The organism is Marinimicrobium koreense, assembly GCF_003762925.1.
Lineage (GTDB): Bacteria > Pseudomonadota > Gammaproteobacteria > Pseudomonadales > Cellvibrionaceae > Marinimicrobium > Marinimicrobium koreense.
In genome coordinates, this window is record NZ_RJUK01000001.1 from 1,804,080 (window position 1) to 1,819,222 (window position 15,143).

Annotated in this window: 13 protein-coding genes; 8 read left to right on the forward strand and 5 right to left on the reverse strand. The window is 59.8% G+C overall.

Annotated elements, in window-relative coordinates:
* Positions 1-74: 74 nt before the first annotated feature.
* Together EDC38_RS07890 and EDC38_RS07895 are read right to left on the reverse strand one after the other, a co-directional pair.
* Positions 75-842 carry a sulfite exporter TauE/SafE family protein gene (locus EDC38_RS07890; protein WP_024460947.1) on the reverse strand — a complete coding sequence of 256 codons (768 nt, stop codon included), beginning with the start codon at positions 840-842 and terminating at the stop codon, positions 75-77.
* Between the two features lie 57 nt (positions 843-899).
* The gene (locus EDC38_RS07895) at positions 900-1,133 is read right to left on the reverse strand and encodes a hypothetical protein (RefSeq protein ID WP_024460948.1); all 234 of its coding nucleotides are present in this window, start codon (positions 1,131-1,133) and stop codon (positions 900-902) included.
* Positions 1,134-1,212: 79 nt separating this feature from the next.
* On the opposite strand from EDC38_RS07895, the gene EDC38_RS07900 reads away from it, so the two are divergent.
* The 8 genes from EDC38_RS07900 to EDC38_RS07935 all read left to right on the forward strand — a co-directional run bounded on the left by EDC38_RS07900 (position 1,213) and on the right by EDC38_RS07935 (position 10,537).
* Positions 1,213-1,770, forward strand: a complete 558-nt coding sequence (locus tag EDC38_RS07900) for a glutathione S-transferase family protein (protein WP_123638028.1) — start codon at positions 1,213-1,215, stop codon at positions 1,768-1,770.
* 90 nt (positions 1,771-1,860) lie between these two features.
* Positions 1,861-2,889 (forward strand): LacI family DNA-binding transcriptional regulator, encoded by a 1,029-nt coding sequence (locus EDC38_RS07905; protein ID WP_123638029.1) that lies wholly within the window; start codon positions 1,861-1,863, stop codon positions 2,887-2,889.
* Between the two features lie 118 nt (positions 2,890-3,007).
* Complete coding sequence (araD, locus tag EDC38_RS07910; RefSeq protein ID WP_123638030.1) at positions 3,008-4,750, forward strand: L-arabinonate dehydratase; 1,743 nt, start codon at positions 3,008-3,010, stop codon at positions 4,748-4,750.
* Between the two features lie 57 nt (positions 4,751-4,807).
* Positions 4,808-5,701: a dihydrodipicolinate synthase family protein gene (locus tag EDC38_RS07915; protein ID WP_211331055.1), complete on the forward strand. Its 894-nt coding sequence runs from the start codon at positions 4,808-4,810 to the stop codon at positions 5,699-5,701.
* Between the two features lie 370 nt (positions 5,702-6,071).
* Complete coding sequence (locus tag EDC38_RS07920) at positions 6,072-7,013, forward strand: tripartite tricarboxylate transporter substrate binding protein (RefSeq protein ID WP_123638031.1); 942 nt, start codon at positions 6,072-6,074, stop codon at positions 7,011-7,013.
* Positions 7,010-7,531 carry a tripartite tricarboxylate transporter TctB family protein gene (locus EDC38_RS07925; RefSeq protein ID WP_123638032.1) on the forward strand — a complete coding sequence of 174 codons (522 nt, stop codon included), beginning with the start codon at positions 7,010-7,012 and terminating at the stop codon, positions 7,529-7,531. Before EDC38_RS07920 ends, EDC38_RS07925 begins: the two co-directional genes overlap by 4 nt.
* A complete protein-coding gene (locus EDC38_RS07930; RefSeq protein WP_123638033.1) occupies positions 7,524-9,008 on the forward strand; it encodes a tripartite tricarboxylate transporter permease in 1,485 nt (494 codons plus the stop codon). Before EDC38_RS07925 ends, EDC38_RS07930 begins: the two co-directional genes overlap by 8 nt.
* The gene (locus tag EDC38_RS07935) at positions 9,005-10,537 is read left to right on the forward strand and encodes an aldehyde dehydrogenase (NADP(+)) (RefSeq protein WP_123638034.1); all 1,533 of its coding nucleotides are present in this window, start codon (positions 9,005-9,007) and stop codon (positions 10,535-10,537) included. The genes EDC38_RS07930 and EDC38_RS07935 overlap by 4 nt, the downstream gene beginning before the upstream one ends.
* 179 nt (positions 10,538-10,716) lie before the next feature.
* On the opposite strand, the gene EDC38_RS07940 is transcribed toward EDC38_RS07935, so the two are convergent.
* The 3 genes from EDC38_RS07940 to EDC38_RS07950 all read right to left on the reverse strand — a co-directional run bounded on the left by EDC38_RS07940 (position 10,717) and on the right by EDC38_RS07950 (position 14,999).
* A complete protein-coding gene (locus EDC38_RS07940) occupies positions 10,717-12,087 on the reverse strand; it encodes a glycoside hydrolase family 28 protein (RefSeq protein ID WP_123638035.1) in 1,371 nt (456 codons plus the stop codon).
* 92 nt (positions 12,088-12,179) lie between these two features.
* Complete coding sequence (locus EDC38_RS07945; RefSeq protein WP_123638036.1) at positions 12,180-13,424, reverse strand: glycoside hydrolase family 88/105 protein; 1,245 nt, start codon at positions 13,422-13,424, stop codon at positions 12,180-12,182.
* Between the two features lie 144 nt (positions 13,425-13,568).
* Complete coding sequence (locus tag EDC38_RS07950) at positions 13,569-14,999, reverse strand: Gfo/Idh/MocA family protein (protein WP_123638037.1); 1,431 nt, start codon at positions 14,997-14,999, stop codon at positions 13,569-13,571.
* Positions 15,000-15,143: the final 144 nt, after the last annotated feature.

The window sequence follows — 15,143 nt, forward strand, 5'->3', positions numbered from 1 at the left end:
CCTATGCATTCCGGTTAACGTAATGCCAGATTACCCTCCGGGATCTGAATCGAAACTGAACGCGCGGGCGAAAATCAGGCGGCAAGCAAGCCGGCCGCCCCCTCCACCAGAAGCTTGATGCCGGCGACCAGCAACAGGCCATAGCAGGTCCAGTAGAACCAGCGATCGGACACCCGCTTGTGCAGGTAAACGCCCAACAGCACCCCCAGGGGCGCGAATGGCAGAAGCACCAGTGCGGTGGTGATATTGCCGATATTCAACTGACCAAAGAAGGCATAGGGCACCAGCTTGGTGTAGTTGACCACACTGAAAAACAGCACCGTGGTGCCCACAAACACGGTTTTGGGCAGATGCTGAGGCAAGAGATAAATCGCAATGGGTGGGCCGCCGGCGTGAGCGATATAGCTGACGTAGCCGGACACACCGCTCCAGAAACCGCCTCGCCAGACGCTGGGCCCGTGGGCATGGAGCCGCTGCAACAGGTATTTGCCCCAGAGGTAGTGGCCCACAAAGTAGAGCGCCATGACGCCGATCATCAGGCGGATCATGTCCACGCTCATGTACTGAAAGGTCAATGCACCGCCGAGCAGGCCCACCATGGCCCAGGGAAACATGATCTTCAGGTTGGCCCAGTCCCAGCGGCCGCGAAAGCTCCACAGGCTGACCAGATCCATGGTGCACAGAATGGGCAGAAGGATACCGGCGGCCATCCGGGGGTCGATCATCAGGCTCAGCGCCGGCACCGCCAGGGTGCCCAGGCCGCCACCAAAACCGCCTTTGGACAGGCCAACAAGCAACACCACCGGAATCGCCAGTGCGTAGAACTCCCAACCGCCAATCATCCGCCGCTCCCGTCAAAAAGCGGCCATTGTACCAGTGAGTTACCCCCTCAAGCGCTGCTATCCTTTATCGGGATCGCCACTTGAGCCCCCGGGGCCTTCTTTGTCCAGTCGCTCCAGTTCTTTCTGGTAGGCTTCCAGATCCTCCCAGTCATAAGGCGTCCCGGCGTTCAGGTGATCCGGGTGACGGGCCCGCTCTTTGGCATGGGCCTGCAGGGAGTGATCCTCCTGTTCATGTTCTTTGGCTTTTTCGCGCTCACGCTCGTACTTTTTCAGAAATTCCGACGCTTTCATCGCACACCTCCGGGCCCATTGGCCCCAAAAACCACACTTTTCCGTTATCATTAGGACAACACCAGAGGAGTCACTATCCATGCAACTGTTTGGCAGCTACACCTCCCCCTATGTTCGCCACTGCCGCATCGCGCTGGCCGAAGCCGGCTTGCGTTGCGAGTTCATTGAAAGCGACACCCGCACCAGCGCCGAGCGCTCGCCCAGTCAGAAACTGCCCTTTCTACAGGACGGTGAACTGCTGTTGACCGACTCGTCTTCCATTCTGCGCTATCTACGGGAAAAAGCCGGCCAAAGCTTCTTTCCCAGTCTTCGGGATTACGACGATTTCTGCCTGACCAATACCCTGATGGATGCCGCTCAGATTCTCCTGGTGCTGGAGCGTGACGGCCTGACCCCGGAACAAAGCCCCTACCTGGAGCGCCAGCGCCGTCGTATCGACACCTGCCTCGATGCGCTGGCCCAACGCCCTCTGAGCGGCCAGGCGCCCTACAGCGACTTTGAACTGCGCCTGGGGTGCGTTCTGGCCTGGGGCCGCTACCGGGACCGCTTCAACTTTCACCAGTACCCGAGTCTTACGGAGCTGCTGGAAGGCCTGGATCAATATGCGCCATTTGCCGACACGGCGCCACCTCAGTGATCCGACTGAGTAACGCGTCAGTATTTTTATAAGAAGACCGACCGCTTCCGAGGCGGTCGACTCCGACCAACCACGAGAATCAACACGACCATGACTGAGCGACAGACCCAGCACCCACAACGCGGCCGGGCGCCCACTCTGATCGACGTGGCCAAAGTGGCGGGCGTCTCGCCCATTACCGTTTCCCGGGCACTGAACCAGCCCGAACGGGTGTCGGAAAAGGCGCGAGCCAAAGTCACCGCCGCGGTCGAGAAAACCGGCTACCTGCCCAACATGCTTGCCGGCAGCCTGGCCACCCAGAGCAGCCGCCTGGTGGCGCTGATCGTACCGACGATCGCCAACCCGATTTTCGCCGAAACCGTCCGGGCCATCACCGAAACCCTGGAACAGGCCGGTTACCAGACCTTGCTCGGGTTATCCGGGTACTCCGAGGCCCAGGAGCAAGACCTGCTGGAGGCCATTCTCTGTCGCCGTCCGGATGGCATCATCCTCACCGGTCTGAACCACACCGACATCAGCCGAACCCGCCTCAAGGCCGCCGCGATTCCCATTGTCGAAACCTGGGATCTGGGGGATCAGCCCCTCGATGCCCTGGTCGGCTTCTCGCACCTGGACGTGGGCCGCAGTGTCGGGCAGTACCTGCTGAACCAGGGACACCGACGCTTCGCGGCCATCAGTGCCGACGACCAGCGAGCCGAAGACCGTCTCGCAGGCTTCATTCAGGTCCTGGACGAGGCCGGTATCAGCCCCGACGCCGTGGAGCGACTGGAAACTCCCGCCCGCTTCAGCCAGGGCCGGCAGGCCTTTGCCCGCCTTCTGGAGCAGGAAATCCGGGCCGAGGCGGTTTACTGCAGCTCCGACACCCTCGCCCAAGGGGTATTGACCGAGGCCAGGGCTCGGAACATCGACATCCCCGGCGACATGGCGTTAATCGGGTTTGGCGACCTGGATTTCGCCGCCCACACCCTGCCCTCGCTCACCTCGGTGCAGATCAACGGCGCCGAAATCGGGTATCGCGCGGCCCAGCACCTGCTCAGCGCCATGACCGGCGAACACCCTCCGACCGAGCCCGTGACCATCGACGTGGGCTTCCAGATCGTCAAACGCGACAGCGCCTGATTTTCCGTCTTTTTGCCATCGGGTCTTGCAATCCAAAAATGATTGCGCAATCATAGCAGCCATCAACCGGGCCCAGACGGCCTTAAAACAGCTATAAAAACACGACAGAGAGAACCCTATGAGCCAGCCCAAACGCTCTCCCGAAGAGCTGCGCAGTCACCGCTGGTACGGCGTCAAAGACCTGCGCTCCTTCGGCCACCGATCCCGGACCGCCCAGATGGGCTACACCCGCGACGACTACGCCGGCAAGCCGGTGATTGCCATCGTCAATACCTGGAGCGACATCAACCCGTGCCATACCCACTTCAAACAGCGAGTGGAAGAGGTCAAGCGCGGCGTCTGGCAAGCGGGGGGCTTCCCGGTGGAGCTGCCGGCGTCCACCCTGTCCGAGCCCTTCCAGAAACCCACCGCCATGCTCTATCGCAATATGCTGGCCATGGAAACCGAAGAGCTGTTGCGCGCCTATCCGGCCGACGGTGTAGTGCTGATGGGCGGCTGCGATAAAACCACCCCCGCCCTGATCATGGGGGCCATTTCCGCCAACCTGCCCGCGATTTTTGTACCCGCCGGGCCCATGCTGCGCGGAAACTGGCAGGGCAAGACCCTGGGCAGTGGTTCCGACACCTGGAAATACTGGGCCGAACTGCGCGCCGGCAACATCACCGAGGAAGACTGGCAGGGCGTGGAAAGCGGCATTGCCCGCTCCCCGGGGCACTGCATGACCATGGGCACCGCCTCCACCATGACCAGCGTGGCCGAGACTCTGGGCCTGAGCCTGACCGGCGCCGCCTCCATTCCCGCGCCGGATTCGCGCCACGCCCAGATGGCCTGTAGCACCGGCAAGCGCATCGTGGAAATGGTCTGGGAGGATCTGACCCCGAAAGACATTCTCACCGAGACGTCATTCGACAACGCCATCAAAGTCGCGCTGGCTCTGTCCGGCTCCACCAACTCGATCGTGCACATCATCGCCATGGCCCGGCGCGCCGGTTTCCCACTGACCCTCGACCGCTTTGACGCCCTGGCTCGACACACCCCGGTGATCGCCAACCTGCGCCCCGCCGGCGCTTACCTGATGGAAGACTTCTACTACGCCGGAGGCCTGCCCGCCCTGCAGGAAGTGATGAAGTCCCTGCTGGATCTGAACCAACTCACCGTCACCGGCAAAACCCTCGGCGAAAACATCGCCGGCGCACGGGTCTTCAACGACGATGTCATTCGCTCCCTCGACAACGCGCTGTCCGAGCGGGACGGCATTGCCGTGCTGCGTGGCAATCTGGCCCCCGATGGCGCGGTGATCAAACCCCCCGCCGCGGAACCGCACCTGCTGGTGCATACCGGCCCGGCGGTGGTGTTTGAAAACCATCAGGAAATGAGCGAGCGCATCGATGACCCGGCCCTGGAGATCACCGAAAACTCCATCATCGTACTCAAAAGCGCCGGCCCTCAGGGCGCACCAGGCATGCCCGAGTGGGGCCAATTGCCCATCCCGAAAAAACTGTTGGAAAAAGGCGTGCGCGACATGCTGCGCATTTCAGACGCGCGCATGAGCGGCACCAGCTACGGCGCCTGCGTCCTGCACGTCGCCCCCGAGTCCCATGTGGGCGGTCCCCTGGCCTTCGTGCAGACCGGCGACCAGATTGAATTGAACGTACCCGAGCGCAAACTCAATCTGCTGATCGACGAGGACGAAATGGCCCGCCGCCGTGCCACCTGGAAAGCCCCGGAACCCAAGTTCAGCCGCGGCTGGGGCGCGCTCTATCAATCCCATGTGAGCCAGGCCAACGAAGGCTGTGATTTCGACTTCCTGGAAACCATTCCGGTGACCGACATCACCGATCAGGAACCCGATATTCACTGAGGCCGCCACGCGGTAAAAAACACTCGCGAGCAACACAAAAAACACGAGAGAACTGTTATGTACGAAGCCATGCGCAACGCCCTGAACGGCATCTCCGGAGTACACATCACCCCCTATGACAGCGCGGGGGAAGTCGACCAGTCGCTGCTGCACAAGGTGGTCGATCGCATCGCCAGCGCCGGGATTCACAACATCGTCACCGGCGGAAACACCGGCGAGTTTTACGCCCAGGACCTGGACGAAGTCGTGCTCGGTTACCGGATCGCTGTTGAAGCCAACGCCGGGCGCGCCAAAGTCACCGCTGGCGTGGGCCGCAGCGGTCGGGAGGCGATTCGTCTGGCAAAACAGGCACAAGAGGCCGGTGCCGACGCCCTGATGATCCACCAGCCACCGGACCCCTTCTGCTCGCCCCGGTTGGTCATCGACTATATTCAACAGATCGCCGACAGCACCGACCTGCCCATCATTGCCTACGCCCGCAGCCCGGGCCTGGAGCCGGGGCACTTCGTTCGCCTGGCGGAAATAGAGAATGTGGTAGCGGTCAAGTATGCTGTACCCGACCCGATCCGTCTGGGTGAATGCATCCGCGCCACTCAGGGCAGCCCCCTGCAGTGGTTGTGCGGTCTGGCTGAAAGCTGGGCCCTACCCTTCTACGCTTGCGGCGCCCGGGGTTTTACTTCGGGACTGGTGAATGTGGCCCCGGAGTTGTCTCTGGCGATTCACGCGGCGCTGGAGCGCGAGGCGATGAGTGAGGCTCGGGCTTTGGTGGACCGGATTGCCGAGTTTGAAAAAATGCGCACCTTCGAAGCCAATGGCGCGAACGTGACGGTGGTGAAAGAGGCGATGCAGATTCAGGGATGGCCCGTGGGGCCGACGCGGGCGCCGGGGGTGACTGAGTTGAGTGAGACACAGCGAGAGGCGTTGAAGGAAATTTTGAAGGGTTGGGAATGACAACGGTCTTCAGGAGACAGCGCTTCGAACGGAATGCTGCGGTTGGGTAGGGCGGATAAGGGCAAAGCCCGCATCCGCCGTTACCCAAGTTGCAGTACATAAGGGGCTATTCCCCGCGTCAAGTTCAGTAACGGCGGATGCGCCTTCGGCTTATCCGCCCTACGCGATCTTTGGGTGCTAGCTCCCGAAACGATACGATGCTGCCGCGGAGGCTGGGTATACCCTTGTGAGACCGTCACCCGCCTGGACGGCGGGTGTCGAGCCCCCACGGATAGGTTCACGGCGTGTCTCACAAGGGTATACCCAGCCGCAGCACTCTATTCAGAGTACCGCTTTTAAAAAACACATAACAACCAACAGGTGAGAGACTATGCGACGGTTGATCGACCGCTGCTTGATGATAGTGGTCCTGATGATGATCGCGGGGCCACTGCAGGCAGACGACCACTACCCGGCTGAGCTGGTGAAAATTTATGTTCCCTCTTCACCGGGCGGATCCACCGATGCCATTGCCCGGGTGTTTGCCAAACACTTTGAGCAGGTGACCGGCAGCGCCGTGGCCATCGTCAACCAGACCGGCGGTGGCGGCGTCATCGCCGCGCACTCCGTCGCGCGCTCCAAACCCAACGGCGGCACCCTGCTGCTCTACCACACCGCTCTGCACGTCTCCCACGCCCTTGGGCGTTCACCTTATCAATACAAAGACTTTACCCCACTGGCCACCCTCAGCATGGTCAACGACGTCTATGCCGTGCGCGCCGATGCGCCCTATAAAACCCTGCAAGAACTGCTCGACTACACCCGCAAGCACGAAGGCAAAATCACCGTGGGCTCACAGTTCGGTGCCACCACCCAGATCAAGGGCCAGGCGCTGACCCAGTTGTATCCCGAAGGCTTCCGGGTGGTGGACTCGGGCAGCGAATCCAAACGAATTACCGCCCTGCTGGGTGAGAAAGTGGACCTGATCAGTATGAGCGTTGCGAGCGCACTACAGTTCGAGCGCAATGGCGATGTGCGCATTCTCGGGGTCATGAACAACACCCCGGACGCCTTCGCGCCAGATTGGCCCACCGCGCCCAGCCAGGGAGTGCCCGCGCATCTGCCACAAGTGTTTGCCGTTTACGGTCCGGCCGAACTACCGCAACCGATCATCGATCAGTTCGACAGAATCATGGCCGGGATTCAGCAGGACCTCGCCTATCAAGAGGCAATCAGGAAGGTGCGCCAGAGTCCCGAATACCGGAACCACAAAGACGCGGCCATTTTTCTGGCCGACGAGTACCGGTTTATTGAAAAAGTGGTGAACCCATGAGCCGGTCCTTCACTGAGCGTCTGAATACGGTGCCCACCGACCGCTGGTTTGGCCTCGCCACCATCGGCTGCTCCGGTCTGCTGTATAGCATTTTCTGGCAGGACACTTTGAAGCCCACCCTGGGCGATCCGGGACCGACCTTGCTGCCCGGATTGATCGCCGTACTGCTGACCCTGATGGGGTTGATTCTACTCATCAGACCTCCGACGGACCGCGAACCGGCAGAGGAAACGGATAACGCCGGGACCTTTCGGCCCTGGCGCGGCGCTTTTTCCATTGTCGCGGTCCTCGCCTACGCGTGGGTACTGCCCAATCTAGGCTACGCGGTCAGCACCGCGGTCTTCTTTGCCCTGAGTACCTGGCTGCTCGGTCGACTGTCATTGAGGGCCGGCGTGCAGTGTTGCCTCATTGCGATTCTGGTCGCCGTTGCCACTCACTATCTGCTCGCCTCGGTACTGAACGTCAGCTTACCCGAGGGGGAATGGCTCTACGCATTGAAAGGAGTGCTTTATGATTGAGCTGTTCGCCGCCGGTGTCTGGGAACTGTTGCAGCCCCAGGTACTGATCGTGCTGTTTCTGGCCTGTATCGTCGGCCTGGTGATTGGGGCTCTGCCCGGGCTTAACGCCACCATGGCGGTGGCGATCATTTTGCCCCTGACCTTCAGCTTCAACGCTCACCTGGGAATGGCGACTCTGGTGGCCGTGTATATCGGTGGTATCTGTGGCGGACTGGTATCGGCCATTCTGCTGCGGATTCCGGGCACGCCTTCATCGGTGGCCACCACCTTTGACGGCTATCCGCTCGCCCAGCAGGGGCAGGCGGTCAAAGCCTTGGGCACTGCCATGCTCGCCTCCTACGCCGGGGGCATGTTCAGCCTGCTGGTGCTGGTCATGTTTGCCCCGATGGTGGCGCGCCTGGCGATCAATTTCGGCCCCGCCGAGTACTTTGCCCTATCGGTCATGGCGCTGACCATGGTGGCCGCGCTGGCCGGCAAGAGTCTGGTCAAGGGCGCGATCACCGCGCTGTTGGGTATGGCGTTCAGCATGGTGGGCATGGCGCCGATTGATGGCACCCCGCGTTTTACTTTTGGGGAAATCAACCTCTGGGCCGGGATCGGGCTGGTACCATTCATGATCGGCCTGTTTGCGATCTCCCAGGTACTGCGTGAACTGTTTCGGGAAACACCCCGGCCCAAGGTGGATATGACCATCAAAGGCGTGGGCGTCACCCTCAAAGAAATCAGGCGCAACCTGGTCAATGTGTTCCGCTCATCCGGCATCGGTGTGGGCATTGGCGTGCTGCCGGGGATCGGCGGCGCGGCCTCGAACATGATCGCCTACGCCACCGCCCGCCAGAGCTCGAAAAACCCGGACAGTTTTGGCAAAGGCAATGTCGACGGCGTCTGGGCGTCCGAGTCGGCGGGCAATGCCAGTATCGGCGGCGCGCTGCTGCCACTGATCACACTGGGGATTCCCGGCGATGGAGTCACCGCCATCATCATCGGCGGCTTCATGATTCACGGATTGCAGCCGGGCCCCCTGCTGTTTACCGACAATCCCGACATCGTCGGTATCATCTACGCCGCTTTCTTTATTGCCTGCACCCTGACATTGCTGTTCCAGTTGGCGACCCTGAGAATTTTCCCTCGGGTGCTGTTGATGCCGCGCCGTTATTTACTGCCCGCCATTACCGTCCTGGCGGTGGTGGGCGCCTACGCGGCGGACAATAACCCGTTTGATATTGGCGTAATGCTCGCTTTCGGGGTGCTGGGTTTTGTTCTGGAAAAATACCGCTACCCGCTCAGCCCCATGGTGCTCGGCTTTATCCTCGGACCCATTCTGGAAACCAACCTGCGTCGGGCGCTGATGCTCACCGACGGCCAGGTATTACCCATGGTGACCCAACCGGTGGCCGCCGGCTTTCTGGTGGTTGCTCTGGCCATTCTGATTATTTCACTCATCCCACACATTCGCCGCAAACAGGTGTCAACATGAAACTGACCGGACAGGCTTTTATCGGTGCCACCCGGGTCGCGGGACAGGGCGATGCTCTGCAGGCCATCGACCCGGCCAACAACACACCCCTCGACCCGGTGTACGCCAGCAACCAAACGCGGGACGTCGACCGCGCCTGCGAGCTCGCGCAGCAAGCGTTCAGACCTTACCGCAAAACCGACTCAGAGACACGGGCCCGTTTTCTGGAGACCATCGCAGAGAACATTCTCGAACTCGGTGACGCCCTGATCGAGCGGGCGATGGCCGAAACCGGCTTACCGCGACCGAGACTGGAAGGCGAGCGGGGTCGCACCGTCAACCAGTTGAAACTGTTTGCCGAGGTGCTGCGCAAAGGCCTTTGGCTCGGCATTGAGCATGATCCGGCACTTGGGGAACGCACCCCGCCGCGCCCGGACCTGCGCTCGCGCAATATTCCCGTGGGCCCGGTGGTCGTATTCGGTGCGAGCAATTTCCCGCTGGCGTTTTCGGTCGCCGGCGGTGACACCGCCTCGGCACTGGCCGCCGGTTGCCCGGTGATCGTCAAGGCCCACCCGGCTCACCCCGGCACCTCGGAGTTGGTCGGACAGGCCCTTCAGCGGGCCGTCCAACAATGCGATCTGGACGAAGGTGTGTTCTCCATGCTGTTCGATGCCGGCCACAACGTCGGCGCCGCTCTGGTGGCTCATCCTGCTATCAAGGCGGTCGGTTTTACTGGTTCCCGCAAGGGCGGGACGGCGCTCATGGCCATTGCCGCCGCGCGTCCGGAGCCCATTCCGGTGTATGCGGAAATGAGCAGCATCAACCCGCTGTTTCTGCTCACGGATGCGCTGGAAGCCGACCCCGAGGCTCTGGCCGAACAGTATGTGGATTCCCTGCAGATGGGCGCGGGGCAGTTCTGCACCAACCCGGGCCTGCTGATTGCCCGCACTGGCCCGGCACTTGACCGTTTTATCACCCGGGCCACTGAGAAGCTGCAGGGCTCCCAGGGTCAGACCATGCTGACCCCGGGCATCGCCCAGGCGTACAACTCCGGTCTTACGTCTCTGGCTGAGCAGCCTGGAGTGGAACTGATTGCCCGCGCGCCCGACGTTCAGAGCCCCAACCAATGTCAGAGCTCACTGCTCGGTACAGGGGCAGAGCAGTTTCTGGCACAGCCGGAACTTCAATCAGAAGTGTTTGGTTCAGCGGCCTTGTTGGTGCAATGTGACAGCGATGCACAGATGCTGGCCATCGCCGAGGGATTGGAAGGGCAACTGACGGCGGGACTGCACTTGACCGATCAAACCGATAGTGCATTGGCGGCCGAGCTGATCGACCGGCTGGAAACCAAGGCCGGTCGATTGCTGATCAATGGTTTTCCCACCGGGGTCGAGGTGTGCAGCGCCATGGTGCACGGCGGTCCCTATCCCGCCACCTCGGACGGGCGCACCACTTCAGTGGGCACCCGGGCGATTGACCGTTTTCTGCGGCCGGTTTGTTATCAGAATTTTCCAGAGGCTCTGTTGCCGCTTGAACTTCGGGGTGTTTAACGTCGAATGGGTCGGGACGTTCCTACGCATTGGCGCGAAGCGTGATCCGACACCACACAGCTGTTCTTGTCGGATTACGCTTCGCTAATCCGACCTACGTCGACCGCGGAATGCACTCACGGCTTTCTGAAATGAAAAGGCGGGCCTTGGCCCGCCTTTTCATTCCGCTCAACGGGAGTTTATTTCCAGTCGAGCTGACCGTTTACCCGGTTGCCATTGATTTTGACATTGTCGAACACCAGGTTCTGGACATTGTCGAGAACAAACAGGTCGTCGGCTTTCTTGATGGTAATGTTGCGCAGTGTCACATCCTGCAGCGGATAGCCTTCGGGCGCATACACTTCCAGCACACTACCGGTGGATTCCACGGTAATATCTTCGAACACCAGATCGCGATAGACCGTCGGGTAGTTACCGCCCAACTCACCAGGGTAGTTCAACTGAAACCAGAACAGTTGATCAAAGGACTCAATGGTCATGTTGCGCACCCGGATATGCTCGGCCACACCACCACGATCCAGGTTGGCTTTGAAGCGCACCGCCGCCTTTCCGCTGCGCAGAATGTTATCGGTAAAGTAGACGTGGCGAATACCGCCGGACATTTCGCTACCCAGGGCGATACCATCTTCGCCCCCCATGTCATTGTTACGTACCACCACATACTCACTGGGGCGGCCGACCTGGCGGCCATCGTAGTCCCGACCGGATTTGATCACCACCGAATCGTCCCCGGTGCGGAAGAAATTGTTCTCCACAATCACATAGCGACTGGAGTCCACATCAATCCCATCGTTGTTCGGGAACATGCTGTCCACTTTCAGGCCGCGCACAATGGCATGATCGGTATAGACCAGGTGGTTGATCCAGAAAGGTGAGTTTTTGATGGTGTAGTCTTCCAGCAATACACGCTGGGCATCGACAATCTGCAGCATGCTCGGGCGCAGGAAGTGCCCCTCGGCAAACTGACGCTCTTCCACCGGGTTCCCTGCGGCACCCATGGCTCGAAGCGCGTCCATATCCGGACGCTGTTTGTCGTACCAGGGGTGAAATTCGCTGTCTTCGTTGCCATCCAGTGTGCCTTTGCCGGTCACCGCGACATCCTGTACCTGGTAGGCGTAAATCAGAGGCGAGTAGCCATACATTTCGGTCCCTTCCCAACGGGTCAGCACGGCGGGCAGGTAATCTTCCGGCTCGGGACTGAACAACAGCGTGGCCCCTTCGCTGATGTGCAGATTGATCCGGCTTTTCAGATGAATCGGACCGTGACTCTCCCATTTGCCCTCGGGAATGATGACCCGGCCACCGCCGTCCGCACTGGCCTGTTCGATTGCCGCCATGATTGCCGGGCGGGCATCGCTGCGTTTGGCATCGAAGTCGGTGATCAGATAATCGCGATTGGGAATATTCGGTGGCTGGACCGCCTGGACAATTTCAGAGGCTTTATTCCAGTCCGCCTGGGTGTCATCGTGGCTGTCCAGCGCCTGGCTCAGGGATGCCGAGGTGGCCAGCACCGCGGCAAGCCCCCAGCGGAACAATGGGTTGATGGTCATAGGATCCTCACTACTGCTGAGTTGTTGTCATGATTTATAGAGGCGCTCTCACACGCCCCGACTATTGAAAAGCAAGTCTCGTCCGAACGCAATCAGCGGTCAAGCTCCAGTGCGGCGAGAATAAACGGACCGGTACCATGGGGGTCGTTCACGCGAATCGCCTCACCCACATAGTACTCGAAGGTTCCCGGCCGATAGGGGTCATTACCCAGGCCGGCGCTGCCACAGATCTGGGTCAGATGGATCTCGCCATTGGCTTCCACGTCCACCAGTTCCTGAATCAGGCCGTCGAAACCCCGTTCGGCCACCGCCTGGAACTTCTCCGGCAAGTAGCCCATGCGCACGCCCTTGGCCATGGCGTAGACGAACATGGAGGAACCGGAGGCTTCCAGATAGTTACCATAGCGATCGCCCTGATCCGTCACCTGATACCAGAGGCCAGACTCGTGTTGCACCTTCTCCAATGCCACCACCAGACGATTGAGAATATCGATCAGCGCCTGACGGTCGGGGTGGTCTTCGGGGAAGAAGTCCAGGGTATCCACCAGCGCCATGGCGTACCAGCCCATGGCCCGGGACCAGAAGTGCTCGGAAAGGCCCGTCTCATCATCGGCCCAGGTCTGGAGGGTACTTTCGTCCCAACCGTGGTACAGCAGCCCACTCTCCAGATCGCGGGTTTTGGATTCAATCAGTTTGAACTGATGGGCGATATCGGAAAAGCTCTCGTCGGAGTCTTCAAAGGTGGCTGCGTACTGGGCCCAGTATGCCGCGCCCATGTACAGACCATCGAGCCACATCTGCCAGGGGTAGATGCGCTTGTGCCACAGGCCGCCGGAACGGGTGCGCGGCTGCCAGTCCAGCTGCTTGCGCAGGGTCTGCATGGCCGTCAGGTAACGTTCGTCCTGGTATTTTTCATACAGCAGGAACAACAATTTGCCCGCATTGACATCGTCAATATTGAAGTCCCAGATGTGATAGTTCTTGATCTGGCCCTGATCATCAATCAACTGATCCACATACACTTTCCCGTATTGCAGATAGCGGTCATCGCCGGTGCGCTCATAGGCTTTCTGCATCGAATACAAGGTCAGTCCGTAGGTGTAAGCCCACTGGGGAGAACCCAGCAGTTTGTAGTCGCGCATGGCCCAGGCTTCCGGGCTGCGTTTGATGGTAGACAACGCCATCCGGTCCGACCACTTGCCGTCTTGCGGCACAGTGACGGTCGACTCGCCGGTCTGGGCGCTGGCACACCCCATGGTCAGACTGACCAGTGCCAACACCATCAATGGGAAGCGGATCCCAAGCTTGATCCATTGGCCTATCGGGTTGATCAACATGTCTCTCTCCTATCGTTATATCAGGTGGTAATGTGTTGGGGGTTGAGCAAAACGTAATCCAGCGGTTAAAAAAAGGCGCTGCCGGCGTAGGTCCGGACAGCGCCAAGCTGGAGGCAAGCAGTACACCATGAAAACTTATCTGACTCAGGCCTTCATGCGTTTGACCTGAGGCTTGAGATCGGTCAGCTCTTCGATTTTTACCGGACGGCCCTCGTCAATACTTTTTCGCGCCGCCACGCCGATCAGCACCGACATGGCACCATCGCGAAAGTTGGCCTTCTGACCGAAATTACGCTCGGGTGGAATTCCCTTGAACACATGGGCATTGAGAATCGGGTCACCGCCCCAGTGCGCTTTGCGAATATAGGGCAACTCAATGCGCTGGTAGTCACCAAAGTTTTTGGCGATGATCAATTCGTGTCGACCCTCTTCGCGGGTGCTGTGACTGGTCAGCCCCATTTCCTTTTCATACACCTTGGATTGATCGGTTTCCTGCTCTTCCAACCAGGGGATGCCTTCCCAGGTTTCCACCCGGCCATGCTTACCGTTCAGCGCCAGACGAAAGCCTTCAAATGGCGAATAAGTGGTCAGCGAGTAATTGACGATAACGTTGTTCGCGTAGCGCACCTGCACGCTCATCTTGTCGAAAATGTCGATTTCTTCGCGCCACAGGCAATTGTCGCGGATGTATCCGTCGTGGTGCTCATTTTCAACGTAGAGCTTGGTGGCCAGCTCGTCTTTGGTGATGTCCCAGTAGTAATCGCATTTTTTCTGATGCGGGCACTCCCGGCAGTTTTTACCCCGGAAGTCATTATTGTGGCCGTAGTGCTCCAGCGCACCGTAGGCGGATACCTCTACCGGGTCGGATTCGATAAACCAGTTCAGCAGATCAAAGTGATGGGCCGACTTGTGCAACAGCAGCGTACCGCCCTTTTCACGCAGACCGTGCCAGCGCCGGAAATAGGAGGCACCGTGGTAGGTGTTCAGATACCAGTTGAAGTCCACCGACACCACATCACCGATCTCCTTGCGATCAAGCACCTCCTTGAGCGAGGTGAACATGTGACCGTAGCGGTAGTTGAAGCTCATGATCAGCTCGGCGTCGGAACGCTCCACCGCTTTCTGGATGGCGGCACATTTGTGCTCATCCGTGGTCATGGGCTTTTCGGTGATGACATTGATATTGCGATCCAGCGCCTTGACGATAATCTCATCGTGGCTGGCATCATCGGTGGTCACCATCACCATGTCGATGGGGCCGCTGTCGAGCAGGGCATCAATGTCGGTAAAGGTAGGGCAATCGACCCCGATATAGTCTTGGGCGAACTGCAGGCGGCCCGGGTTGGTATCGCACAGGCCGACAAATTCCACGGCGTCGGAAAAGCCCTGCACGAGATCGCGCCCCCAGAAGCGGATGCCCCGGATGCCGGTACCGACCAGGGCCACGCGCATCTTGCGGCTGGCTTTCTCCGCCATGGCGCCAGCACTGGACGACACGAGCGCTGTTCCCGCCAGAATCTGGCCACTGCCGCGCAGGAAGGCACGACGATCAATCAAGCTGGTTGATTTGCTCATAGTTCTCTCGCTTTATTGTTATCTTTAAGACTCTCACGACCAAAATGATTGCGCAATCACTATAGATTTGCAAGTGAAAAAGTGAAAAGTTGCTTTTGTGTGATATTTGCCGCCAAAATGGTGCCCATAAATGTCTGGGGCGGG

Coding starts and splice junctions, on each gene's coding strand:
- EDC38_RS07900 (WP_123638028.1), top strand. CDS start 1,213: ATGCAACTGTTTGGCAGCTACACCTCCCCCTATGTTCGCCACTGCCGC.
- EDC38_RS07915 (WP_211331055.1), top strand. CDS start 4,808: ATGTACGAAGCCATGCGCAACGCCCTGAACGGCATCTCCGGAGTACAC.
- EDC38_RS07935 (WP_123638034.1), top strand. CDS start 9,005: ATGAAACTGACCGGACAGGCTTTTATCGGTGCCACCCGGGTCGCGGGA.
- EDC38_RS07945 (WP_123638036.1), bottom strand. CDS start 13,424: ATGTTGATCAACCCGATAGGCCAATGGATCAAGCTTGGGATCCGCTTC.
- EDC38_RS07905 (WP_123638029.1), top strand. CDS start 1,861: ATGACTGAGCGACAGACCCAGCACCCACAACGCGGCCGGGCGCCCACT.
- araD (WP_123638030.1), top strand. CDS start 3,008: ATGAGCCAGCCCAAACGCTCTCCCGAAGAGCTGCGCAGTCACCGCTGG.
- EDC38_RS07920 (WP_123638031.1), top strand. CDS start 6,072: ATGCGACGGTTGATCGACCGCTGCTTGATGATAGTGGTCCTGATGATG.
- EDC38_RS07925 (WP_123638032.1), top strand. CDS start 7,010: ATGAGCCGGTCCTTCACTGAGCGTCTGAATACGGTGCCCACCGACCGC.
- EDC38_RS07950 (WP_123638037.1), bottom strand. CDS start 14,999: ATGAGCAAATCAACCAGCTTGATTGATCGTCGTGCCTTCCTGCGCGGC.
- EDC38_RS07930 (WP_123638033.1), top strand. CDS start 7,524: ATGATTGAGCTGTTCGCCGCCGGTGTCTGGGAACTGTTGCAGCCCCAG.
- EDC38_RS07895 (WP_024460948.1), bottom strand. CDS start 1,133: ATGAAAGCGTCGGAATTTCTGAAAAAGTACGAGCGTGAGCGCGAAAAA.
- EDC38_RS07940 (WP_123638035.1), bottom strand. CDS start 12,087: ATGACCATCAACCCATTGTTCCGCTGGGGGCTTGCCGCGGTGCTGGCC.
- EDC38_RS07890 (WP_024460947.1), bottom strand. CDS start 842: ATGATTGGCGGTTGGGAGTTCTACGCACTGGCGATTCCGGTGGTGTTG.